The sequence below is a fragment of the Bradyrhizobium rifense genome, assembly GCF_008123425.1.
GTDB classification, from domain to species: Bacteria; Pseudomonadota; Alphaproteobacteria; order Rhizobiales; family Xanthobacteraceae; genus Bradyrhizobium; species Bradyrhizobium rifense.
The window spans coordinates 109,857-124,387 of record NZ_VSSS01000007.1 but is presented as its reverse complement, the minus strand read 5'-3'; the positions used below and the strand labels follow the sequence as shown (position 1 = coordinate 124,387).

At 64.8% G+C, this 14,531-nt stretch carries 16 protein-coding genes; 7 read left to right on the top strand and 9 right to left on the bottom strand.

Annotated features, from left to right (window positions below):
* Positions 1-4 precede the first annotated feature (4 nt).
* The gene (locus FXB40_RS02960) at positions 5-1,201 is read right to left on the bottom strand and encodes a serine hydrolase domain-containing protein (RefSeq protein WP_148770753.1); all 1,197 of its coding nucleotides are present in this window, start codon (positions 1,199-1,201) and stop codon (positions 5-7) included.
* Positions 1,202-1,384: 183 nt separating this feature from the next.
* On the opposite strand from FXB40_RS02960, the gene FXB40_RS02955 reads away from it, so the two are divergent.
* Positions 1,385-2,365, top strand: coding sequence for a helix-turn-helix domain-containing protein (locus FXB40_RS02955; protein ID WP_148770717.1), 981 nt, complete (start codon positions 1,385-1,387; stop codon positions 2,363-2,365).
* An 8-nt stretch (positions 2,366-2,373) separates the two neighbouring features.
* Here FXB40_RS02955 and FXB40_RS02950 read toward each other — a convergent pair whose 3' ends face one another.
* The 4 genes from FXB40_RS02950 to FXB40_RS02935 form a co-directional block, all read right to left on the bottom strand.
* A complete protein-coding gene (locus FXB40_RS02950) occupies positions 2,374-3,039 on the bottom strand; it encodes a methionine ABC transporter permease (protein ID WP_148770716.1) in 666 nt (221 codons plus the stop codon).
* The gene (locus FXB40_RS02945; protein WP_430646476.1) at positions 3,029-4,147 is read right to left on the bottom strand and encodes a methionine ABC transporter ATP-binding protein; all 1,119 of its coding nucleotides are present in this window, start codon (positions 4,145-4,147) and stop codon (positions 3,029-3,031) included. Before FXB40_RS02945 ends, FXB40_RS02950 begins: the two co-directional genes overlap by 11 nt.
* A 246-nt stretch (positions 4,148-4,393) precedes the next feature.
* Positions 4,394-5,869, bottom strand: a complete 1,476-nt coding sequence (locus FXB40_RS02940; protein WP_148770715.1) for a DASS family sodium-coupled anion symporter — start codon at positions 5,867-5,869, stop codon at positions 4,394-4,396.
* Between the two features lie 107 nt (positions 5,870-5,976).
* Positions 5,977-6,783 (bottom strand): enoyl-CoA hydratase/isomerase family protein, encoded by an 807-nt coding sequence (locus FXB40_RS02935; protein ID WP_148770714.1) that lies wholly within the window; start codon positions 6,781-6,783, stop codon positions 5,977-5,979.
* Positions 6,784-6,904: 121 nt separating this feature from the next.
* Here FXB40_RS02935 and nthA point away from each other — a divergent pair, with 121 nt between their 5' ends.
* From nthA to FXB40_RS02920, 3 genes are read left to right on the top strand one after another with little or no spacing between them, the layout of a single operon-like run.
* Complete coding sequence (nthA, locus tag FXB40_RS02930; protein WP_148770713.1) at positions 6,905-7,537, top strand: nitrile hydratase subunit alpha; 633 nt, start codon at positions 6,905-6,907, stop codon at positions 7,535-7,537.
* The gene (nthB, locus tag FXB40_RS02925; protein ID WP_148770712.1) at positions 7,534-8,193 is read left to right on the top strand and encodes a nitrile hydratase subunit beta; all 660 of its coding nucleotides are present in this window, start codon (positions 7,534-7,536) and stop codon (positions 8,191-8,193) included. The genes nthA and nthB overlap by 4 nt, the downstream gene beginning before the upstream one ends.
* Complete coding sequence (locus FXB40_RS02920) at positions 8,193-8,570, top strand: nitrile hydratase accessory protein (protein WP_187436624.1); 378 nt, start codon at positions 8,193-8,195, stop codon at positions 8,568-8,570. Before nthB ends, FXB40_RS02920 begins: the two co-directional genes overlap by 1 nt.
* A 97-nt stretch (positions 8,571-8,667) precedes the next feature.
* On the opposite strand, the gene queC is transcribed toward FXB40_RS02920, so the two are convergent.
* The gene (gene queC / locus FXB40_RS02910; RefSeq protein ID WP_148770710.1) at positions 8,668-9,381 is read right to left on the bottom strand and encodes a 7-cyano-7-deazaguanine synthase QueC; all 714 of its coding nucleotides are present in this window, start codon (positions 9,379-9,381) and stop codon (positions 8,668-8,670) included.
* Positions 9,382-9,507: 126 nt separating this feature from the next.
* Here queC and mazG point away from each other — a divergent pair, with 126 nt between their 5' ends.
* From mazG to FXB40_RS02895, 3 genes are all read left to right on the top strand, one after another.
* The gene (mazG, locus tag FXB40_RS02905) at positions 9,508-10,344 is read left to right on the top strand and encodes a nucleoside triphosphate pyrophosphohydrolase (protein ID WP_148770709.1); all 837 of its coding nucleotides are present in this window, start codon (positions 9,508-9,510) and stop codon (positions 10,342-10,344) included.
* 135 nt (positions 10,345-10,479) lie between these two features.
* Positions 10,480-10,773, top strand: coding sequence for a hypothetical protein (locus FXB40_RS02900; RefSeq protein WP_148770708.1), 294 nt, complete (start codon positions 10,480-10,482; stop codon positions 10,771-10,773).
* 149 nt (positions 10,774-10,922) lie between these two features.
* The gene (locus tag FXB40_RS02895; protein ID WP_246207312.1) at positions 10,923-11,249 is read left to right on the top strand and encodes a GNAT family N-acetyltransferase; all 327 of its coding nucleotides are present in this window, start codon (positions 10,923-10,925) and stop codon (positions 11,247-11,249) included.
* Between the two features lie 11 nt (positions 11,250-11,260).
* On the opposite strand, the gene hflX is transcribed toward FXB40_RS02895, so the two are convergent.
* The 3 genes from hflX to ntrX form a co-directional block, all read right to left on the bottom strand.
* The gene (hflX, locus tag FXB40_RS02890) at positions 11,261-12,643 is read right to left on the bottom strand and encodes a GTPase HflX (protein ID WP_187436623.1); all 1,383 of its coding nucleotides are present in this window, start codon (positions 12,641-12,643) and stop codon (positions 11,261-11,263) included.
* A gap of 11 nt (positions 12,644-12,654) precedes the next feature.
* A complete protein-coding gene (gene hfq / locus FXB40_RS02885; protein WP_007591126.1) occupies positions 12,655-12,903 on the bottom strand; it encodes an RNA chaperone Hfq in 249 nt (82 codons plus the stop codon).
* A 247-nt stretch (positions 12,904-13,150) separates the two neighbouring features.
* Complete coding sequence (gene ntrX, locus FXB40_RS02880) at positions 13,151-14,521, bottom strand: nitrogen assimilation response regulator NtrX (RefSeq protein WP_148770706.1); 1,371 nt, start codon at positions 14,519-14,521, stop codon at positions 13,151-13,153.
* Positions 14,522-14,531: the final 10 nt, after the last annotated feature.

Below are 14,531 nucleotides of genomic sequence, written 5' to 3'. Positions count from 1 at the left end.
GACGTTAGCGCGGAGCGAGATGTGTCGTGATGGCGCGGAAGGCTTCGAACCAGCGTTGGTCGATGGGCACGTCCATCGCCTTGGGCTGCGTTGCGAGCTTGACGATGACGGTGTCCGACTCGAGATCGACATAGAGGTGCTGGCCGTGGATGCCGATCGCGGTGAGCGCGTTGCGCGCCGGATCGATCGTGAACCATTTGCTGCGATAGCGCGCGCCCGGGAAGAACTCGGCGAGGTCGCCGTCGGCCCAGGCCTTGGGGTCGCCGTTTTCGCGGATGTCGTCGATCCACCAGCCCGGTACGACCTGCCGCCCCTCCACCACGCCGCGATTGCGCATCATCTCGCCGAAGCGCAGCAGGTCCCGCGCGGTGACGGAGATACCGCCGGCGAGGCGGCCCATGCCGTGGCTGTCGAGCGTGAGGGAGCCGTCCTCCTCCGCGCCCAAGGGCTGCCAGAGATATTCGGAGAGGATGCGATGGTAAGGCATGCCGCAGGCACGCTCATAGACCCAGCCGAGCACCTCGGTGTTGGTCGACACGTAGTGGAACACCTTGCCATGCGGCTTGCCGGTGCCGCGGAGCGTGGCGAGATAGGCGCGCTGATGGCCGGGCTCGACGCCGGGCGGCGGCACATCCCAGCCCGAGGAGAAGCGGTAGCGCGCGACGTCGCCGGCCGGGTCCTCGTAGTCTTCCTCGAATTGGATGGCGACGGCCATGTCGAGGAGATTGCGAACCGTGCAGGTGCCGTAGACCGAGGTCTCGAGTTCCGGCACGTAGCGCACCACCCTCGCCTCCGGATCGACCAAGCCGCGCCCGGCCAGCACGCCGCCGAGCGCGCCGGCGACCGCCTTGCTGATCGAGCAGATCAGATGCGGCGTGGTCACGCTCATGCCGTCGCCGTACCATTCGTGGATCAGTGTGCCCCGGTGCATGACGAGCAGCGCGTCTGCAAACGTCTCGCGCAGCGTCGCCTCGATCGTGGTCGCCTTGCCGTCGGGTGCAGTGAAGCCGAGTTTTGCCAGCTCGCGCGGTGCACTCGCAATTGGCGTCGGATGCGCCGAGCGGCGGATTTCGGCGGTGGGCAGCACCTCGCGGGTGTGGGTGAAGCCCCAGCGGATGGCTGGAAAGCTACGCCAATTGGCGCGCGTCACCTGGGCCTCGGGCGCGGGCGGGCTGCCGCGCATGATCTCGGTCGGTCGCATCTCGATCCCTCCGCAAAGCGCGATCCCGGCTCCGATGCCGGGAATGGCAGTGAGGAAGACTGCACTCTGGTCGCGGCAGGCGTTATCGAGATCCGGCAATATTTTGCTGGACAGCGCCGGTGGCCGTGCCAGTCTGGCGTGGTTCTTGCTGGCGGCTCGGCTAACAAATTCTGACATGCTGTCATGGCCTTAAGCGCAACTCTTCCGATTCAAGACTCGGCTGCCAGCCTGTTCCAGGCGAGCAGCACGGATGTGGATGAGCATTGTGCCGCGCTGGGGCGCTGGCGGCTGAGCTACGACCAGATCAGCGCCGGCGCATTCACGGGAAGCTTTACCCAGCTCTCCCTGCCCCGCGTCGAAGTATTCCGCGAAATCACCAGCCAGCAGGTCCGCCAATACGGCCAGCTCGGTGCCGGCAGCTTTGGCATTGGCCTGCCCTGGCATGGCGACGGTGAGGTCAATTGCAACGGCGCCAGCGTCGCAGGCTCCCAGGTGATCGCCTGCATCGATGCCGAAGTCGACATGTGCACGCCGAAGGCGTTCGAATTCCGCGGTGTCGTCACCAGCGCGGCGCTGATCGAGGAACTGGCCGCCAATCTCGAGATCGAACTGCCGCGCGCGGTCTGGCACCAGCTACGTGCGATGGAAATGGCTGAAGCGCCAGTCGCGCGGCTGCGCGCGCATCTGGCAGCGATCCAGGAGACCATCACGACCGCCCCCGAACGTTTCAACGATCCGGTCGCAAGGCAGGCGCTGGAGGATACCCTCCTCGTCGAGATCATGGACATGCTGCCGACGGCGCGCCCCACCGATCCCGGCCGGAGCGCTGTGACGCGCAAGCGCACCGTCGACCGCGCCCGCGCGCGGATGCATGGCAGCGGCGATCGCTCGCTCTCGCTCTTGGAGGTCTGCAAGGCGGTCGGCGCCAGCCCGCGCAAGCTCGGCTATTGCTTCCGGGAGGTCTTGGGCACGAGCCCGATGCATTATTGGCGCGCGATGCGGCTCAACCGCGTGCGGCGTGACCTCAAGCGCGGCGCCGAGGCGTCGGTCTACGACATCGCCGTGCAGCACGGCTTCTGGCACTTCAGCCAGTTCTCGCTCGACTACAAGCGCCATTTCTCCGAACTGCCCTCGGAGACGCTGCGGCGCGCCAGGCTAGCCTGACGCGCGTCTCAGCGGTGCCGCAGGCGGCGGTTGACCCGGCGCGCCAGATAGTCGCCCGCGCTCTGGACGAGCTGCACCAACGCGATGAGCACGACCACGACGGCCAGCATCATCTCCGGCATGAAGCGCTGGTAGCCGTAGCGGATGCCGAGATCGCCGAGACCACCGCCACCGACGGCGCCGACCATGGCCGAATAGCCGAGCAGGCTGACGACCGCGAGGGTGAGCGCCAGCAACAGGCCGGGCAGCGCCTCGGGGATCAGCACCTTGAGCACGATCTGGATCGGCGAGGCCCCGAACGAGGACGCGGTCTCGATCAGGCCGCCATCGACCTCGCGGATCGCAGCCTCGACCAGGCGCGCGATGAACGGCGTCGACGCAATCACCAGCGGCACGATCGCCGCGGTCGAGCCGATCGAGGTGCCGGCAATCAGCCGGGTGAACGGGATGATGGCGACGACGAGGATGATGAATGGCGTCGAGCGCGTCGCATTGACGACGATGCCGAGCACGCGATTGACGGTGGGCGCCGCGAACAGCTCGCCCTTCCGGCTGGTCGCAAGGAAGACGCCGAGCGGCAGGCCGAAGGCGGTGCCGAGCAGCGCCGCGATGCCGACCATGTACAGGCTCTCGAAGGTGGCCTGGACGATCAGGTTGATGAGTTCAGGCGACATAGCCGAGACGCTCCGCCGGGAATTGATATTGGGACAGCCAAGCCAGCGTGCGCGTCGTCGCGCCCTCGCCGCCAGAAATGCCAAGAGGAATGCCGAGCACCAGCGATCCGACATGCTGGCCGCCGATCTCGTCAATGCGCGCCGAGAGCAGTGAGACGTCGAGGCCGAGCTCGCGGGCGAGCCGCGCAATCAGCGTGTCTCCCGCCCCTGCCCCGCGCACCTGGACGCGAATCACGGCGTGGCTGCCCGGCTCCTGCACGATCCGGCTGGCCAGCGAAACCGGCAGGCTGTCGCCGGTTACCTCGGCCAGGAACGACTGCGTGATTGGATGCTTCGGGTGCGTGAAGATATCAGCGACGTGGCCGCTCTCGACGACATGGCCGGCATCGAGCACGAAGACTTCCTTGGCGAGCTGCCGCACCACGGACATTTCATGGGTGATCAGCACGATGGTCACCCCGAGCTCGCGATTGATGTTGGCAAGCAGGTCGAGGATGGCGCGCGTGGTCTGCGGATCGAGCGCGGAGGTCGCCTCGTCCGACAGCAGCACGCTCGGCCGTGTCGCCAGCGCACGGGCAATGCCGACGCGCTGCTTCTGGCCGCCGGAGAGCTCTGAGGGGTAACGGTCGTGCTTGTCGGCGATGCCGACGAGGTCGAGCAGCTCGGCCACGCGGGCCTTGATGTCGGCCTTGGACCAGCCTGCGATCTCCAGCGGCAGCGCAATGTTGTCAGCGGCGGTGCGCGACGACAGCAGGTTGAAATGCTGGAAGATCATGCCGATCGAGCGTTGCGCCAGCCGCAACTCGCGGCCCGTGAGCGCCGAGATATCCTTGTTGTCGACGACGACACGGCCCGTGGTGGGCTTCTCCAGCCCGTTGATCAGCCGAACCAGGCTCGACTTGCCGGCGCCGGAGCGGCCGATCACGCCGGTAATGGAACCACGCGCAATCGCGAAATCGATGCCTTGCAGCGCGTCGACGCCGGGCTTGCCGCGATAGGCCGGATAGGTCTTTGAGATGCTCTCGAAACGAACCATTGCCTCCGGTTCAGCCGCGGCGTCAGGGATCTCGACCGGCTGTCCGATTACCAGCGATGGGTGCGCATTCATGGAAGCGGCTTTCATGCACGATATTTAGCTCGCCCGCCGGAAAGGCGCACGAGAACCAGGTCGCTATTCACGCGACGGAGGGTGGAGCAATGCAGGCACCCAATGGCGACGCTGCACTGCACCACACCATCGCCTTTTCCAGTCTTTCTTGCAATTTCAGATATTTGCGGAGGCTTGGGCGAAGTTTTCCCAATCCTCCCCTAGCGAAGAAAATTCATCTGCCGAGGGTATTCGCCTGGGCAGGGCTCACCGGACCATGGCGAGCCAGGGCATCACGATCAGCAGCAGCCCGGCGAAATACAGCACCCCGAAGATCAGGCCAAAGCCCCAGAACTGGCCCTTCCCGATATAGCCGCTGCCGTAATACATCGGCGCCGGCCCGGTTGCGTAAGGCGAGATCACGCCCATCAGGCCGAGCGAATACATGCAGAGCGCGGCGAGCGTCGGGACCGGCAGATCGGGGATGCCGGAGCCGACCGCGAGCACCACCGGCAGCACGGCCGCCGCATGCGAGGTGATGCTCGAGAAGAAATAGTGGATCCAGAAGAACAGCGCGACCAGCAGGATCATCGCGGTCGACGGCGAGAGCCCCGAGAGCGGTTTGGCGAATTCATTGGCGAGCCATTTGATGAAGCCGATCTCGTTCAGTCCCGAAGCCAGCGTCAATAGCGAGGTAAAATAGAAGAACACTTCCCAGGCGCCCTTCTCGCTGACGATGTCGGCAAACTCGATGACGCCGGTGACCAGCATCAGCGAGATCACGATGAACACGACAGTCGTGGCATTGACGAAGTTCGAACCAAGGAGGGGCAGGTTGATGTCCGGGCTCGAGCCCGCGATCCACAGGAACATCGCGAGGATGATCAGCGCCAGCATGATCCACTCGTTGCGCGACATCGGGCCCATCTCCGCGAGCTCCTTCGCCGCCCACTCGGAGATTTCGGGACTGTGCTTCACCTCCGGCCGGCAGATCGCGTAGCTGAGCAGCGGAACAAGGATCATCAGGAGAATGCCGAGCGGCGCGAAGCCGATGAACCACTGGCCCCAACTCACATCGACACCCACCGTCTTCTTGGCGATTGCGAGCGCCGCCGCGTTCGGAGCCAGTGCGGTGAAGAACAGCGAGCTCGTGATCGCGGTCGCCGCGAACGCGGTCCACATCACGTAGGTGCCGATCTTGCCGGCAGTCGGCCCCGGCTCGGAGCCGTAGATGCGCGGGATGTTGCTGATGATGGGATAGACGATGCCGCCGCTGCGCGCGGTGTTGGACGGCGTCGCCGGCGCCAGCAGGAAGTCCGACATCGCCACCGCATAGCCGAGGCCGAGCGTGTTGGTGCCGAGCCGCCGCACCAGCACCAGCGCGATGCGCCGGCCAAGCTGGCTCTTGCGATAGCCGATCGAGAACACGAAGGCGCCGACGATCAGCCACACCGTGCTCTCGGCAAAGCCCGCCAGCATCCAGCGCAGCGATTTGTTGGGATCGGGATCGATATAGCCGCCGACGCCGGCAACCGTCAGCCCGATCAGGCCGACCGCGCCGACCGGCATCGATTCCAGGATCAGCCCGGTGATGACGGCCGCGAACACGGCAAAATAGTGCCACTGATTGACGTTGAGACCCGCCGGAACCGGCAAGAGATAGATCGCCAGCCATACCACCAGCGGCGCAACAAGTTTCCAGCGAAAGCCTTTCGCCTCAGGTGCCTGCGAACTGGCGGTCATGCGCCCTCCCCCTCAATCGTCTTGGTATCGTGCAGCCCGTTGGCCGGGCCGTTTTGTCCCGACGCGGCGTATACGGATTGTCCGCGGCGTGATCAATGGCCTGGAGTCTACCGTCCCTTGAACCGCGGCTTGCGGCGGCCGAGGAACGCCTCGACGCCCTCCTTGTGGTCCTCGCTGAGGCTCGCCAGCGCGAACTGGTCGACATCCATGTGGCTGGCGAGATCGTCCAGCGCATGCGCGAGCCGGTTGACGGTCAGCTTGGTCATGGCGACCGAGAGCGGCGGCTGCGCGGCCACCTTGCGCGCCAGCTCCATGGCGGCATCGAAGGCATGGCCGGGATCGACGACCTGCTCGACCAGGCCCCATTGATAGGCCTCGTCCGCGGAGATGCGTTCGTCGGCCAGGATCACGGCCTGCTTGGTGCGGGCCGGCCCGATCAGATGCAGCATGCGGGGGATGCTCTGCCAGCTCATGTTCATGCCGAGCCCGATCTCGGGCACGCGCAGATGCGCGTCGCTGCCCATGACGCGGAAGTCGAGCGCGACCGCTAGCGCCACGCCGCCGCCGACGCAAAAGCCTTCGATCGCCGCGATCGTGATCTGCTCCATCTCCTGCCAGGCACGGGTGAGGCGCGGCCCGAGCTTGAGATGCCGCCGCAGCGCGCCGAGGTCCATCTCCTTGCGCGAGCGCCCTTCGGCATCCTTCAGGTCGAAGCCGGCACTGAACGCGCCCGAATTGCCGGTCAGTACCACGACGGACGTCGCTGCATCATCCTCGAAGGAGCGCGCCGCCGCGGTAAGCTGGCGCAGCGCCTCCGGCGACAACGCATTGATGCCGTCGTGACGGTCGAACCGCACCACCGCGATCCGCCCCTCGGGACCGAGGCCTTTCTCGATCTTGACGAAGTCTTTCATCGCGCATCTCCAAAGCCTATTTTCGGCGATGCTAGCGCACAAACGGCGTCACGAATACGTGGCTGGATTGCGTTGCAACGAACCCTCGACAGGCAGTGACGGATTCGCTTAATCTTTGGCCATGAGCCACGATCACGACCACCATCATCACGACCACGATCATTCGGAATTGTCGGAGACCGAGCTGCGCGTGCGCGCGCTCGAGACGATTCTGACCGAAAAAGGCTATGTCGAGCCGGCCGCGCTCGACGCCATCATCCAGGCCTACGAGACCAAGATCGGTCCGCATAACGGCGCGCGCGTCGTCGCCAAGGCCTGGACCGATCCGGCGTTCAAGCAGGCGCTGCTGGAGGACGGCAGCAAGGCGATCGGCACGCTCGGTCATGTCAGCCGCGTCGGCGACCATCTCGTCGTGATCGAGAACACGCCGCAGCGGCACAACATGGTCGTGTGCACGTTGTGCTCCTGTTACCCCTGGGAAATGCTCGGGCTGCCGCCGGTCTGGTACAAGGCCTCGCCCTATCGCTCGCGCGCGGTGAAAGACCCGCGCGGCGTGCTCGCCGATTTCGACGTCACGCTGCCGAAGGACATGGAAATCCGGGTCTGGGATTCCACCGCCGAGACGCGCTTCCTGGTGCTGCCGATGCGCCCCGCAGGCACGGAAGGCTGGAGCGAGGAGCAACTCGCCGACCTCGTGACGCGCGACTCGATGATCGGTACCGGCTTTCCCAAAACACCCGGAGCGCCGTCGTGAACGGCGTGCACGACATGGGCGGCATGGACGGCTTCGGCAAGGTCGAGCCCGAGCCGAACGAGCCGGTGTTCCACGAGGTGTGGGAGTCGCGCGTGCTGGCGATGGTGCGTGCGATGGGCGCTGCCGGCGCGTTCAACATCGACACTTCGCGCTTCTATCGCGAGACGCTGCCGCCGCATGTCTACCTCTCCAGCTCCTACTACAAAAAGTGGTTCCTCGGTCTCGAGGAGATGCTGATCGAGAAGGGCTACCTCACCCGCGAGGAAGTCGCCGCCGGCCATGCGACGACGCCCGGCAAGGCGCTCAAGCACGGCAAGTTCGACCTCGCCAATGTCGAGCGCATCATGGTGCGCGGCAAGTTCGCCCGCCCTGCTCCCGCGGCGGCCAAGTTTGAGATCGGCGATCGTGTCCGCGCCAAGAACATTCATCCCACCACGCACACGCGGCTGCCGCGCTATGTGCGCGGCCATGTCGGCGTGGTCGAGCTGAACCACGGCTGCCACGTGTTTCCGGATTCGGCGGCGATGGAGCTCGGCGAAAATCCGCAATGGCTCTACACCGTGGTGTTCGAAGGTCGTGATCTCTGGGGCGCGGACGGTGATCCGAACCTGAAGGTGTCGATCGACGCGTTCGAGCCCTATCTGGACCCCGCGTGATGAGCAGCAGCGCTGCCGCCGCAGCGACAGCGGCCGTTCCAAGCATCCCGCGAGATGCCGACGGCCCGGTGTTCCGTGCGCCTTGGGAGGCGCACGCCTTTGCGATGGCGCTGACGTTGCATGACCGCGGCGTGTTCACCTGGCCGGAATGGGCCGCAGCCTTGGCCTCCGAGATCAGACGTGCGCAGGCCGCCGGCGACCCTGACACGGGCGAGACCTACTATCTGCACTGGCTTGCCACGCTTGAAGGGTTGGTCGCAAGCAAGGGCGTCGCGTCGATCGACACGCTGCATCGATATCGCGACGCCTGGGACCACGCCGCGGATCGGACGCCGCACGGCAGGCCGATCGAGTTGCGGGACGAGGATTTTCGGTAGACCTCCGTCATTGCGAGCGCAGCGAAGCAATCCAGAATCCTTCCGCAGAGGCATCTGGATTGCTTCGTCGCAAGAGCTCCTCGCAATGACGGCGGAATTACCTTCCCGCCACAAACTCCCGCCACCCCTTCGCGCGCAAGCTACACGCCGGACACTCCCCGCACCCGTATCCCCAATCATGCTGCGCGCCGCGTTCGCCGAGATAGCAGGTGTGCGACTGCTCGCGGATGAGATCGACGAGCCCATCGCCGCCGAGGTCCTGCGCCAGCTTCCACGTCGCGGCCTTGTCGATCCACATCAGCGGCGTATGCAGCTCGAAGGCTCTCGCCATGCCAAGCGAGAGCGCGGCCTGCATGGCGCGAATGGTGTCGTCGCGGCAATCTGGATAGCCGGAATAATCGGTCTCGCACATGCCGCCGACAATGTGCGTGATGCCGCGCCGGTAGGCCAGCGCCGCGGCAAAGGTCAGGAACACCAGATTGCGGCCGGGCACAAACGTGTTCGGCAGGCCGTCGGCCCCCATCGCAATCGCGACGTCACGCGTCAGCGCGGTCTCGGACACGGCCGCCAGCGTCGGGATCGACAGCGTATGGCTCTCGCCGAGCTTTGCGGCCCAGTCGGCACGCAAGCCCCTGATGCCGTCGAACAGCCGGTCACGGCAATCGAGCTCGACGGCGTGGCGTTGCCCGTATTCGAATCCCAGCGTTTCCACGTGCGCAAAGCGGCTCAGCGCCCAGGCGAGGCAGGTGGTGGAATCCTGGCCGCCGGAAAACAGCACCAGCGCGGTTTGTGATGAAAATCCGTCACTCATGGCCCGCGCTTTAGCACTGTGAAGCGTATCAGCCAATCGGTGGAAATCGGCCTGTTCCGCCTGCCGCCGCTGGGAACGGCGGCCCGCTTTTGGCATAAGGTTTTGGACCCAGGAGACTGCCCCGCAATGACCCCTTCCCGCGACATTTCCCGCCTGATCGAGATCATGGCGGCGCTGCGCACGCCGGTGACCGGCTGCCCCTGGGACCTCGAGCAGAATTTCGCGACCATCGCGCCCTACACGATCGAGGAAGCTCATGAGGTGGTCGACGCCATCGACCGCGGCGATCTCGACGATCTCCGCGAGGAGCTCGGCGACCTCCTGCTGCAGGTGGTGTTCCACGCCCAGATGGCCTCGGAGCAGAACGCGTTTGCTTTCGGCGATGTCGTCGAAGCCATCACCCGCAAGATGATCCGGCGTCATCCCCACGTCTTCGCCGACAAGAACGGCAATCTCGCCTCCTCCCACGTCAAGGAAGTCTGGGACCGCATCAAGGCCGAAGAGAAGGCCGAGCGCGCTGCGCGCCGGCCGCCGGAGGCAACGCCGCCGCATAAATCGCTGCTGTCAGGCGTGAAGGCCGGCCAGCCCGCGCTGACCCGCGCCATGGAGCTGCAACGCAAGGCCTCCACCGTTGGCTTCGACTGGAACGACCCGCGCGCGGTGCTGCAAAAGATCCGCGAGGAAGCCGACGAGATCGAGGCCGCGCTGGATCGCAACGACAAGCAGGAGATGGCGGAAGAAATCGGCGACCTGATGTTCGCCCTCGTCAACCTAGCCCGCCATGTCGACGCCGATCCGGAAGCCGCGCTGCGCGCGACCAACGCGAAGTTCGAACGGCGCTTTGCGTTCATCGAACGGGCGCTGGAGGCGCAGGGGCGCACCCTGGAGCAGGCGTCGCTGGCGGAGATGGACGCGCTGTGGAATGCGGCGAAGGGCGAGGAGAAGCCTGCCAATCCGCGCTGAGGTAGATCACCCGTGGTCGGATCAGAGCCCGATATCTGCCGTCAAATCAGGAATGAGCGGCGCTCCAGACATACGCGATGCGGCGTGATCCGGGGGCAGCTTCCGCTCGTAGATCTTGCCCGAGGCTTTGGACTATTGGATCAGGCTGACGTCTACATTTCGAGAGACGAATCCGAAGCGGCCTCGATTGCAATCGGCATCTTGAGCCGCGATCTTGCCTACGACACTGAGATCTTGAGCCCTGCTCGCGCGGCGGCTCTCTGGCAACAATTTCTTCAGCTCTTCGACGGCCAGGGGCTTCGCTTCTTTTCGAACTGCCGAGCCGGCCTGCACCAATGGAATCTCGCAACGAACGCCACGTTTGATATAGGTGTTTTGGTCGTCGGTGAGTCCAGCAGCGGTTGCTTATGGGTCGAGGACGAGGACTAGTCTCAAGTTCGAGGGCATGGTGGAAATCAGGCAGGACGATCCAAGGGCGCCACATGTCGCTGACTTGTTGGCGCACCATCTGCGAGAGTTGCAGAGCGTCATGGGCGAACGCGCAAGCGCTCGACGCAAGTGGTCTTTCGGCTGCGTCCGTGACGTTCTGGACCGCCTGGCAGGACGGTGTGCTGGCTGGCTTTGGTGCTCTGAAGCAGCTGGATGCGACGCATGGCGAAGTGAAGTCGATGCGCGCAGCGCCGACCGCGCGGCGGACCGGAGCCGGGCGCACGATTCTGAACCACATCATCGCCGAGGGCCGTAAGCGCGGATATACGCGCCTCAACCTGGAGACCGGCACGGCGCCGCTGCACGAACCTGCCGTCGCGCTCTACCGCAGCGCCGGCTTCGTCTCGTGTGCGCCATTCGCCGACTATCAGGCGAGCCCGCACAACCAGTTCATGAGCCTCGATCTGTTGAGGTAATAGCCCAGAGCTCACGCCGACAGACGCGGCACCGCATCAAACCTGTTCACCACGATATCCCGCTTGGTCTCGTCCACCCGCACGGTCATGTCAAAGCGGCCGTCGTGCAGCTCTTTCGCGAGCACCTCGGAATTGCGGTGCAGCCAGGAGATGCCGGCGCCGTCGGCGGCGTCGATGGAGAGGTCGAGCGTGGTCCGCGTGGCAGCCAGGCGTTCCTCGATTGTGGCAAGCAGTGCATCGATCCCCTCGCCTGACACGGCGGAGACCAGCATGGCCGGATGATCTTCGGGCCTGCGCGCTGCGATGTTCAAAAGCTCTTCGCGCTGTTCGGCATCGTAGCGGTCGATCTTGTTCCAGACCTCGATGATGCGGCCTGAGTCATCTGGATTGATACCGAGCTGGCGCAGCACCGCGTCGACGTCGCTCTGCTGCGCCTCGGCATCCTCATGCGAGATGTCGCGGACATGCAGGATGACGTCGGCCTCCAGCACCTCTTCCAGCGTGGCGCGGAAGGCGGCGACGAGCTGCGTCGGCAGATTGGAGATGAAGCCGACGGTGTCAGACAACATCGCCTTGCCGCCATGCGGCAGCGTCAGCGCGCGCAAGGTAGGATCGAGCGTGGCGAACAGCATGTCGGCGGCCTGCACGTCGGCGCGGGTCAGGCGGTTGAACAGCGTCGACTTGCCGGCATTGGTATAGCCGACCAGCGCGACGACGCGATACGGCACCCGCTGGCGGCCGGCGCGGTGCAGCCGCCGCGTCGCCTGTACCTTCTTCAGCTCGCCCTCGAGCTTGGAGATGCGCTCCTGGATCAGGCGGCGGTCGGCCTCGATCTGCGTCTCGCCGGGACCGCCCATGAAGCCGAAACCGCCGCGCTGGCGTTCGAGATGGGTCCACGATCGCACCAGGCGCGAGCGCTGGTAATTGAGATGCGCGAGCTCGACCTGGAGCGAGCCTTCCTTGGTCTTGGCGCGGCGGCCGAAGATTTCGAGGATGAGCCCGGTGCGGTCGAGCACCTTGGCATGCAGCTCCTTCTCGAGATTGCGCTGCTGGATCGGCGCCAGTGCGCAATCCATCACCACGAGTTCGACGTCGAGGCTCTTGGCCAGCGCGGCGATCTCCTCGACCTTGCCTTTGCCGATATAGGTCGCGGGCCGGATCTGGCTGATCGGCGCGATGATGGCGTCCGCAATGACGAGATCGATGGCGCGCGCGAGGCCGGCGGCTTCGTCGAGCCGGGCCTCTGCGTTGCGCTGGATATGACTCTCCGATTGCGCGTCGGCACCGCCTGCGCGCACTCGCAAATAGGGGCCGATGACGAGCACCCGCCCCGTTTGCTTAGCCCCAGCCGACCGCGGACGGTCGGCATCCCCGTCGAAATTCCGGGGTTCCAATCAGATCACTCTCAAGCCGGCTGATCCTCGCCGCCTTCGAACAGTTGGATCGGAGCGCCCGGCATGATGGTCGAGATCGCATGCTTGTAGACGAGCTGCGAATGACCGTCGCGCCGAAGCAGCAAACAGAAATTATCGAACCAGGTCACGATGCCCTGGAGCTTCACTCCGTTGACCAGAAAGATCGTCAGTGGCGTTTTGGTTTTGCGAACGTGATTGAGGAAGGTGTCCTGCAGGTTTTGTGCGCGGTCTGCCGCCATTGTTTTTTTCTCGCTTTGAGTTTCTTTTTATTGCGCCGGTCGTGACCCTGTTTTCAAAATTGAGGCCTTCTCCCGGTTGCCGTCCCTCATGAGATCCCCCTCGTAGGAACAGCTGCTCGATTAGAGGACAGGTCGGCTTATTAGGCAAGCCGCTTGACGCGGCAGGGCCCGTCCGTTTTCTCCGAAAAACTACGGAAATAGATGATTTTTCTCGCTTATCCCTCAACTCTGGCCGCGACGTCGGGCGTTAGCCGACGCCGAGCGCCTTCAACTTCCGGTGCAGCGCCGAACGTTCCATGCCAACAAACTCAGCCGTGCGAGAAATATTTCCTGAAAAACGGCTGATCTGGGCAATCAAATAGTCGCGCTCGAACACTTCGCGGGCCTCGCGCAGCGGCAGGCCCATGATGTGCTCGCCATTGTTGCTGGTCGGCATCGCCGGCACCATCGAGCCGACATCCTGGGGCAGCATATCGGCGGTGATGATGACCTCCGGTCCGCCAGCGGCCAGAATCATGACTCTCTCAACGTTGTTGCGGAGCTGTCGCACATTGCCCGGCCAGACATGCGATTGCAGCACCGCCATCGCATCCTGCCCGATCTGCCGCTTGGGCAGGCCGCTGCCGGCCGAAATCTGCTCCATGAAATAGTCGATCAGCTCCGGAATGTCCTCGCGCCGCTCCGAGAGCGCGGGCACGCGGATCGGTACCACCGAAAGCCGATGATAGAGGTCCTCGCGGAAATGGCCGGCCGCGATCTCCTCTTCGAGGTTGCGAGCGGTGGAGGAAATGATGCGCACGTCGACCTGCACCTTGCCGGCGCCGCCGACGCGCTGGAACGACTGCTCGACCAGCACGCGCAGGATCTTGTTCTGGGTCTCGCGCGGCATGTCCGCGATCTCGTCGATGAACAGCGTGCCGCCATGGGCTTCCTCGAGCGCGCCGGGCTTGCGCGGCTGCTCGCCGTTGGACTGCTCGACGCCGAACAGCTCATGCTCCATGCGCTCGGGCGTGATCGCGGCGGCATTGATCACGACGAAGGGACCGTCGGCGCGACCGGAGGCGGTGTGCAGCGTGCGTGCGGTCAGCTCCTTGCCGGCGCCGGCGGGACCGACGATCAGGATGCGGCTGTTGGCCTTGGCCGCGCGCTCGATGGTCTGGCGCAGCTGGTTCATGCTCGGCGAACGGCCGACCAGCGAGCTTGCGCTCGGTGCGAGCTGTTTCAGCTCCTTCACCTCGCGCTTGAGCCGCGAGTTTTCCAGCGCGCGGTTGGCGACCAGGATGAGGCGATCGGCCTTGAACGGCTTTTCGATGAAATCATAGGCGCCGCGCTTGATCGCGGCGACCGCGGTCTCGATGTTGCCGTGGCCGGAGATCATCACGATAGGCAGATCGGCATTGTCCTTCTTGACCTGCTCCAGCAGCTGCAAGCCGTCGAGCTTGGAGCCCTGCAGCCAGATGTCGAGGAATACGAGGTGCGGCCGGCGATTGGCGATTTCGGTCAGCGCCGAGTCGCTGTCGCGCGCCGTTCGCGTGACAAAACCCTCGTCCTCGAGGATGCCCGCAACGAGATCCCGAATATCGGCCTCATCATCGACAATCAGAATTTCACTTGCCATGGGTCGCGCC

What these genes read in the sequence shown, in the direction of transcription:
- FXB40_RS02960 (WP_148770753.1), bottom strand. Translation starts at nt 1,201, where the DNA reads ATGCGACCGACCGAGATCATGCGCGGCAGCCCGCCCGCGCCCGAGGCC.
- FXB40_RS02955 (WP_148770717.1), top strand. Translation starts at nt 1,385, where the DNA reads ATGGCCTTAAGCGCAACTCTTCCGATTCAAGACTCGGCTGCCAGCCTG.
- FXB40_RS02950 (WP_148770716.1), bottom strand. Translation starts at nt 3,039, where the DNA reads ATGTCGCCTGAACTCATCAACCTGATCGTCCAGGCCACCTTCGAGAGC.
- FXB40_RS02945 (WP_430646476.1), bottom strand. Translation starts at nt 4,147, where the DNA reads ATGAATGCGCACCCATCGCTGGTAATCGGACAGCCGGTCGAGATCCCT.
- FXB40_RS02940 (WP_148770715.1), bottom strand. Translation starts at nt 5,869, where the DNA reads ATGACCGCCAGTTCGCAGGCACCTGAGGCGAAAGGCTTTCGCTGGAAA.
- FXB40_RS02935 (WP_148770714.1), bottom strand. Translation starts at nt 6,783, where the DNA reads ATGAAAGACTTCGTCAAGATCGAGAAAGGCCTCGGTCCCGAGGGGCGG.
- nthA (WP_148770713.1), top strand. Translation starts at nt 6,905, where the DNA reads ATGAGCCACGATCACGACCACCATCATCACGACCACGATCATTCGGAA.
- FXB40_RS02920 (WP_187436624.1), top strand. Translation starts at nt 8,193, where the DNA reads ATGAGCAGCAGCGCTGCCGCCGCAGCGACAGCGGCCGTTCCAAGCATC.
- queC (WP_148770710.1), bottom strand. Translation starts at nt 9,381, where the DNA reads ATGAGTGACGGATTTTCATCACAAACCGCGCTGGTGCTGTTTTCCGGC.
- mazG (WP_148770709.1), top strand. Translation starts at nt 9,508, where the DNA reads ATGACCCCTTCCCGCGACATTTCCCGCCTGATCGAGATCATGGCGGCG.
- hfq (WP_007591126.1), bottom strand. Translation starts at nt 12,903, where the DNA reads ATGGCGGCAGACCGCGCACAAAACCTGCAGGACACCTTCCTCAATCAC.
- ntrX (WP_148770706.1), bottom strand. Translation starts at nt 14,521, where the DNA reads ATGGCAAGTGAAATTCTGATTGTCGATGATGAGGCCGATATTCGGGAT.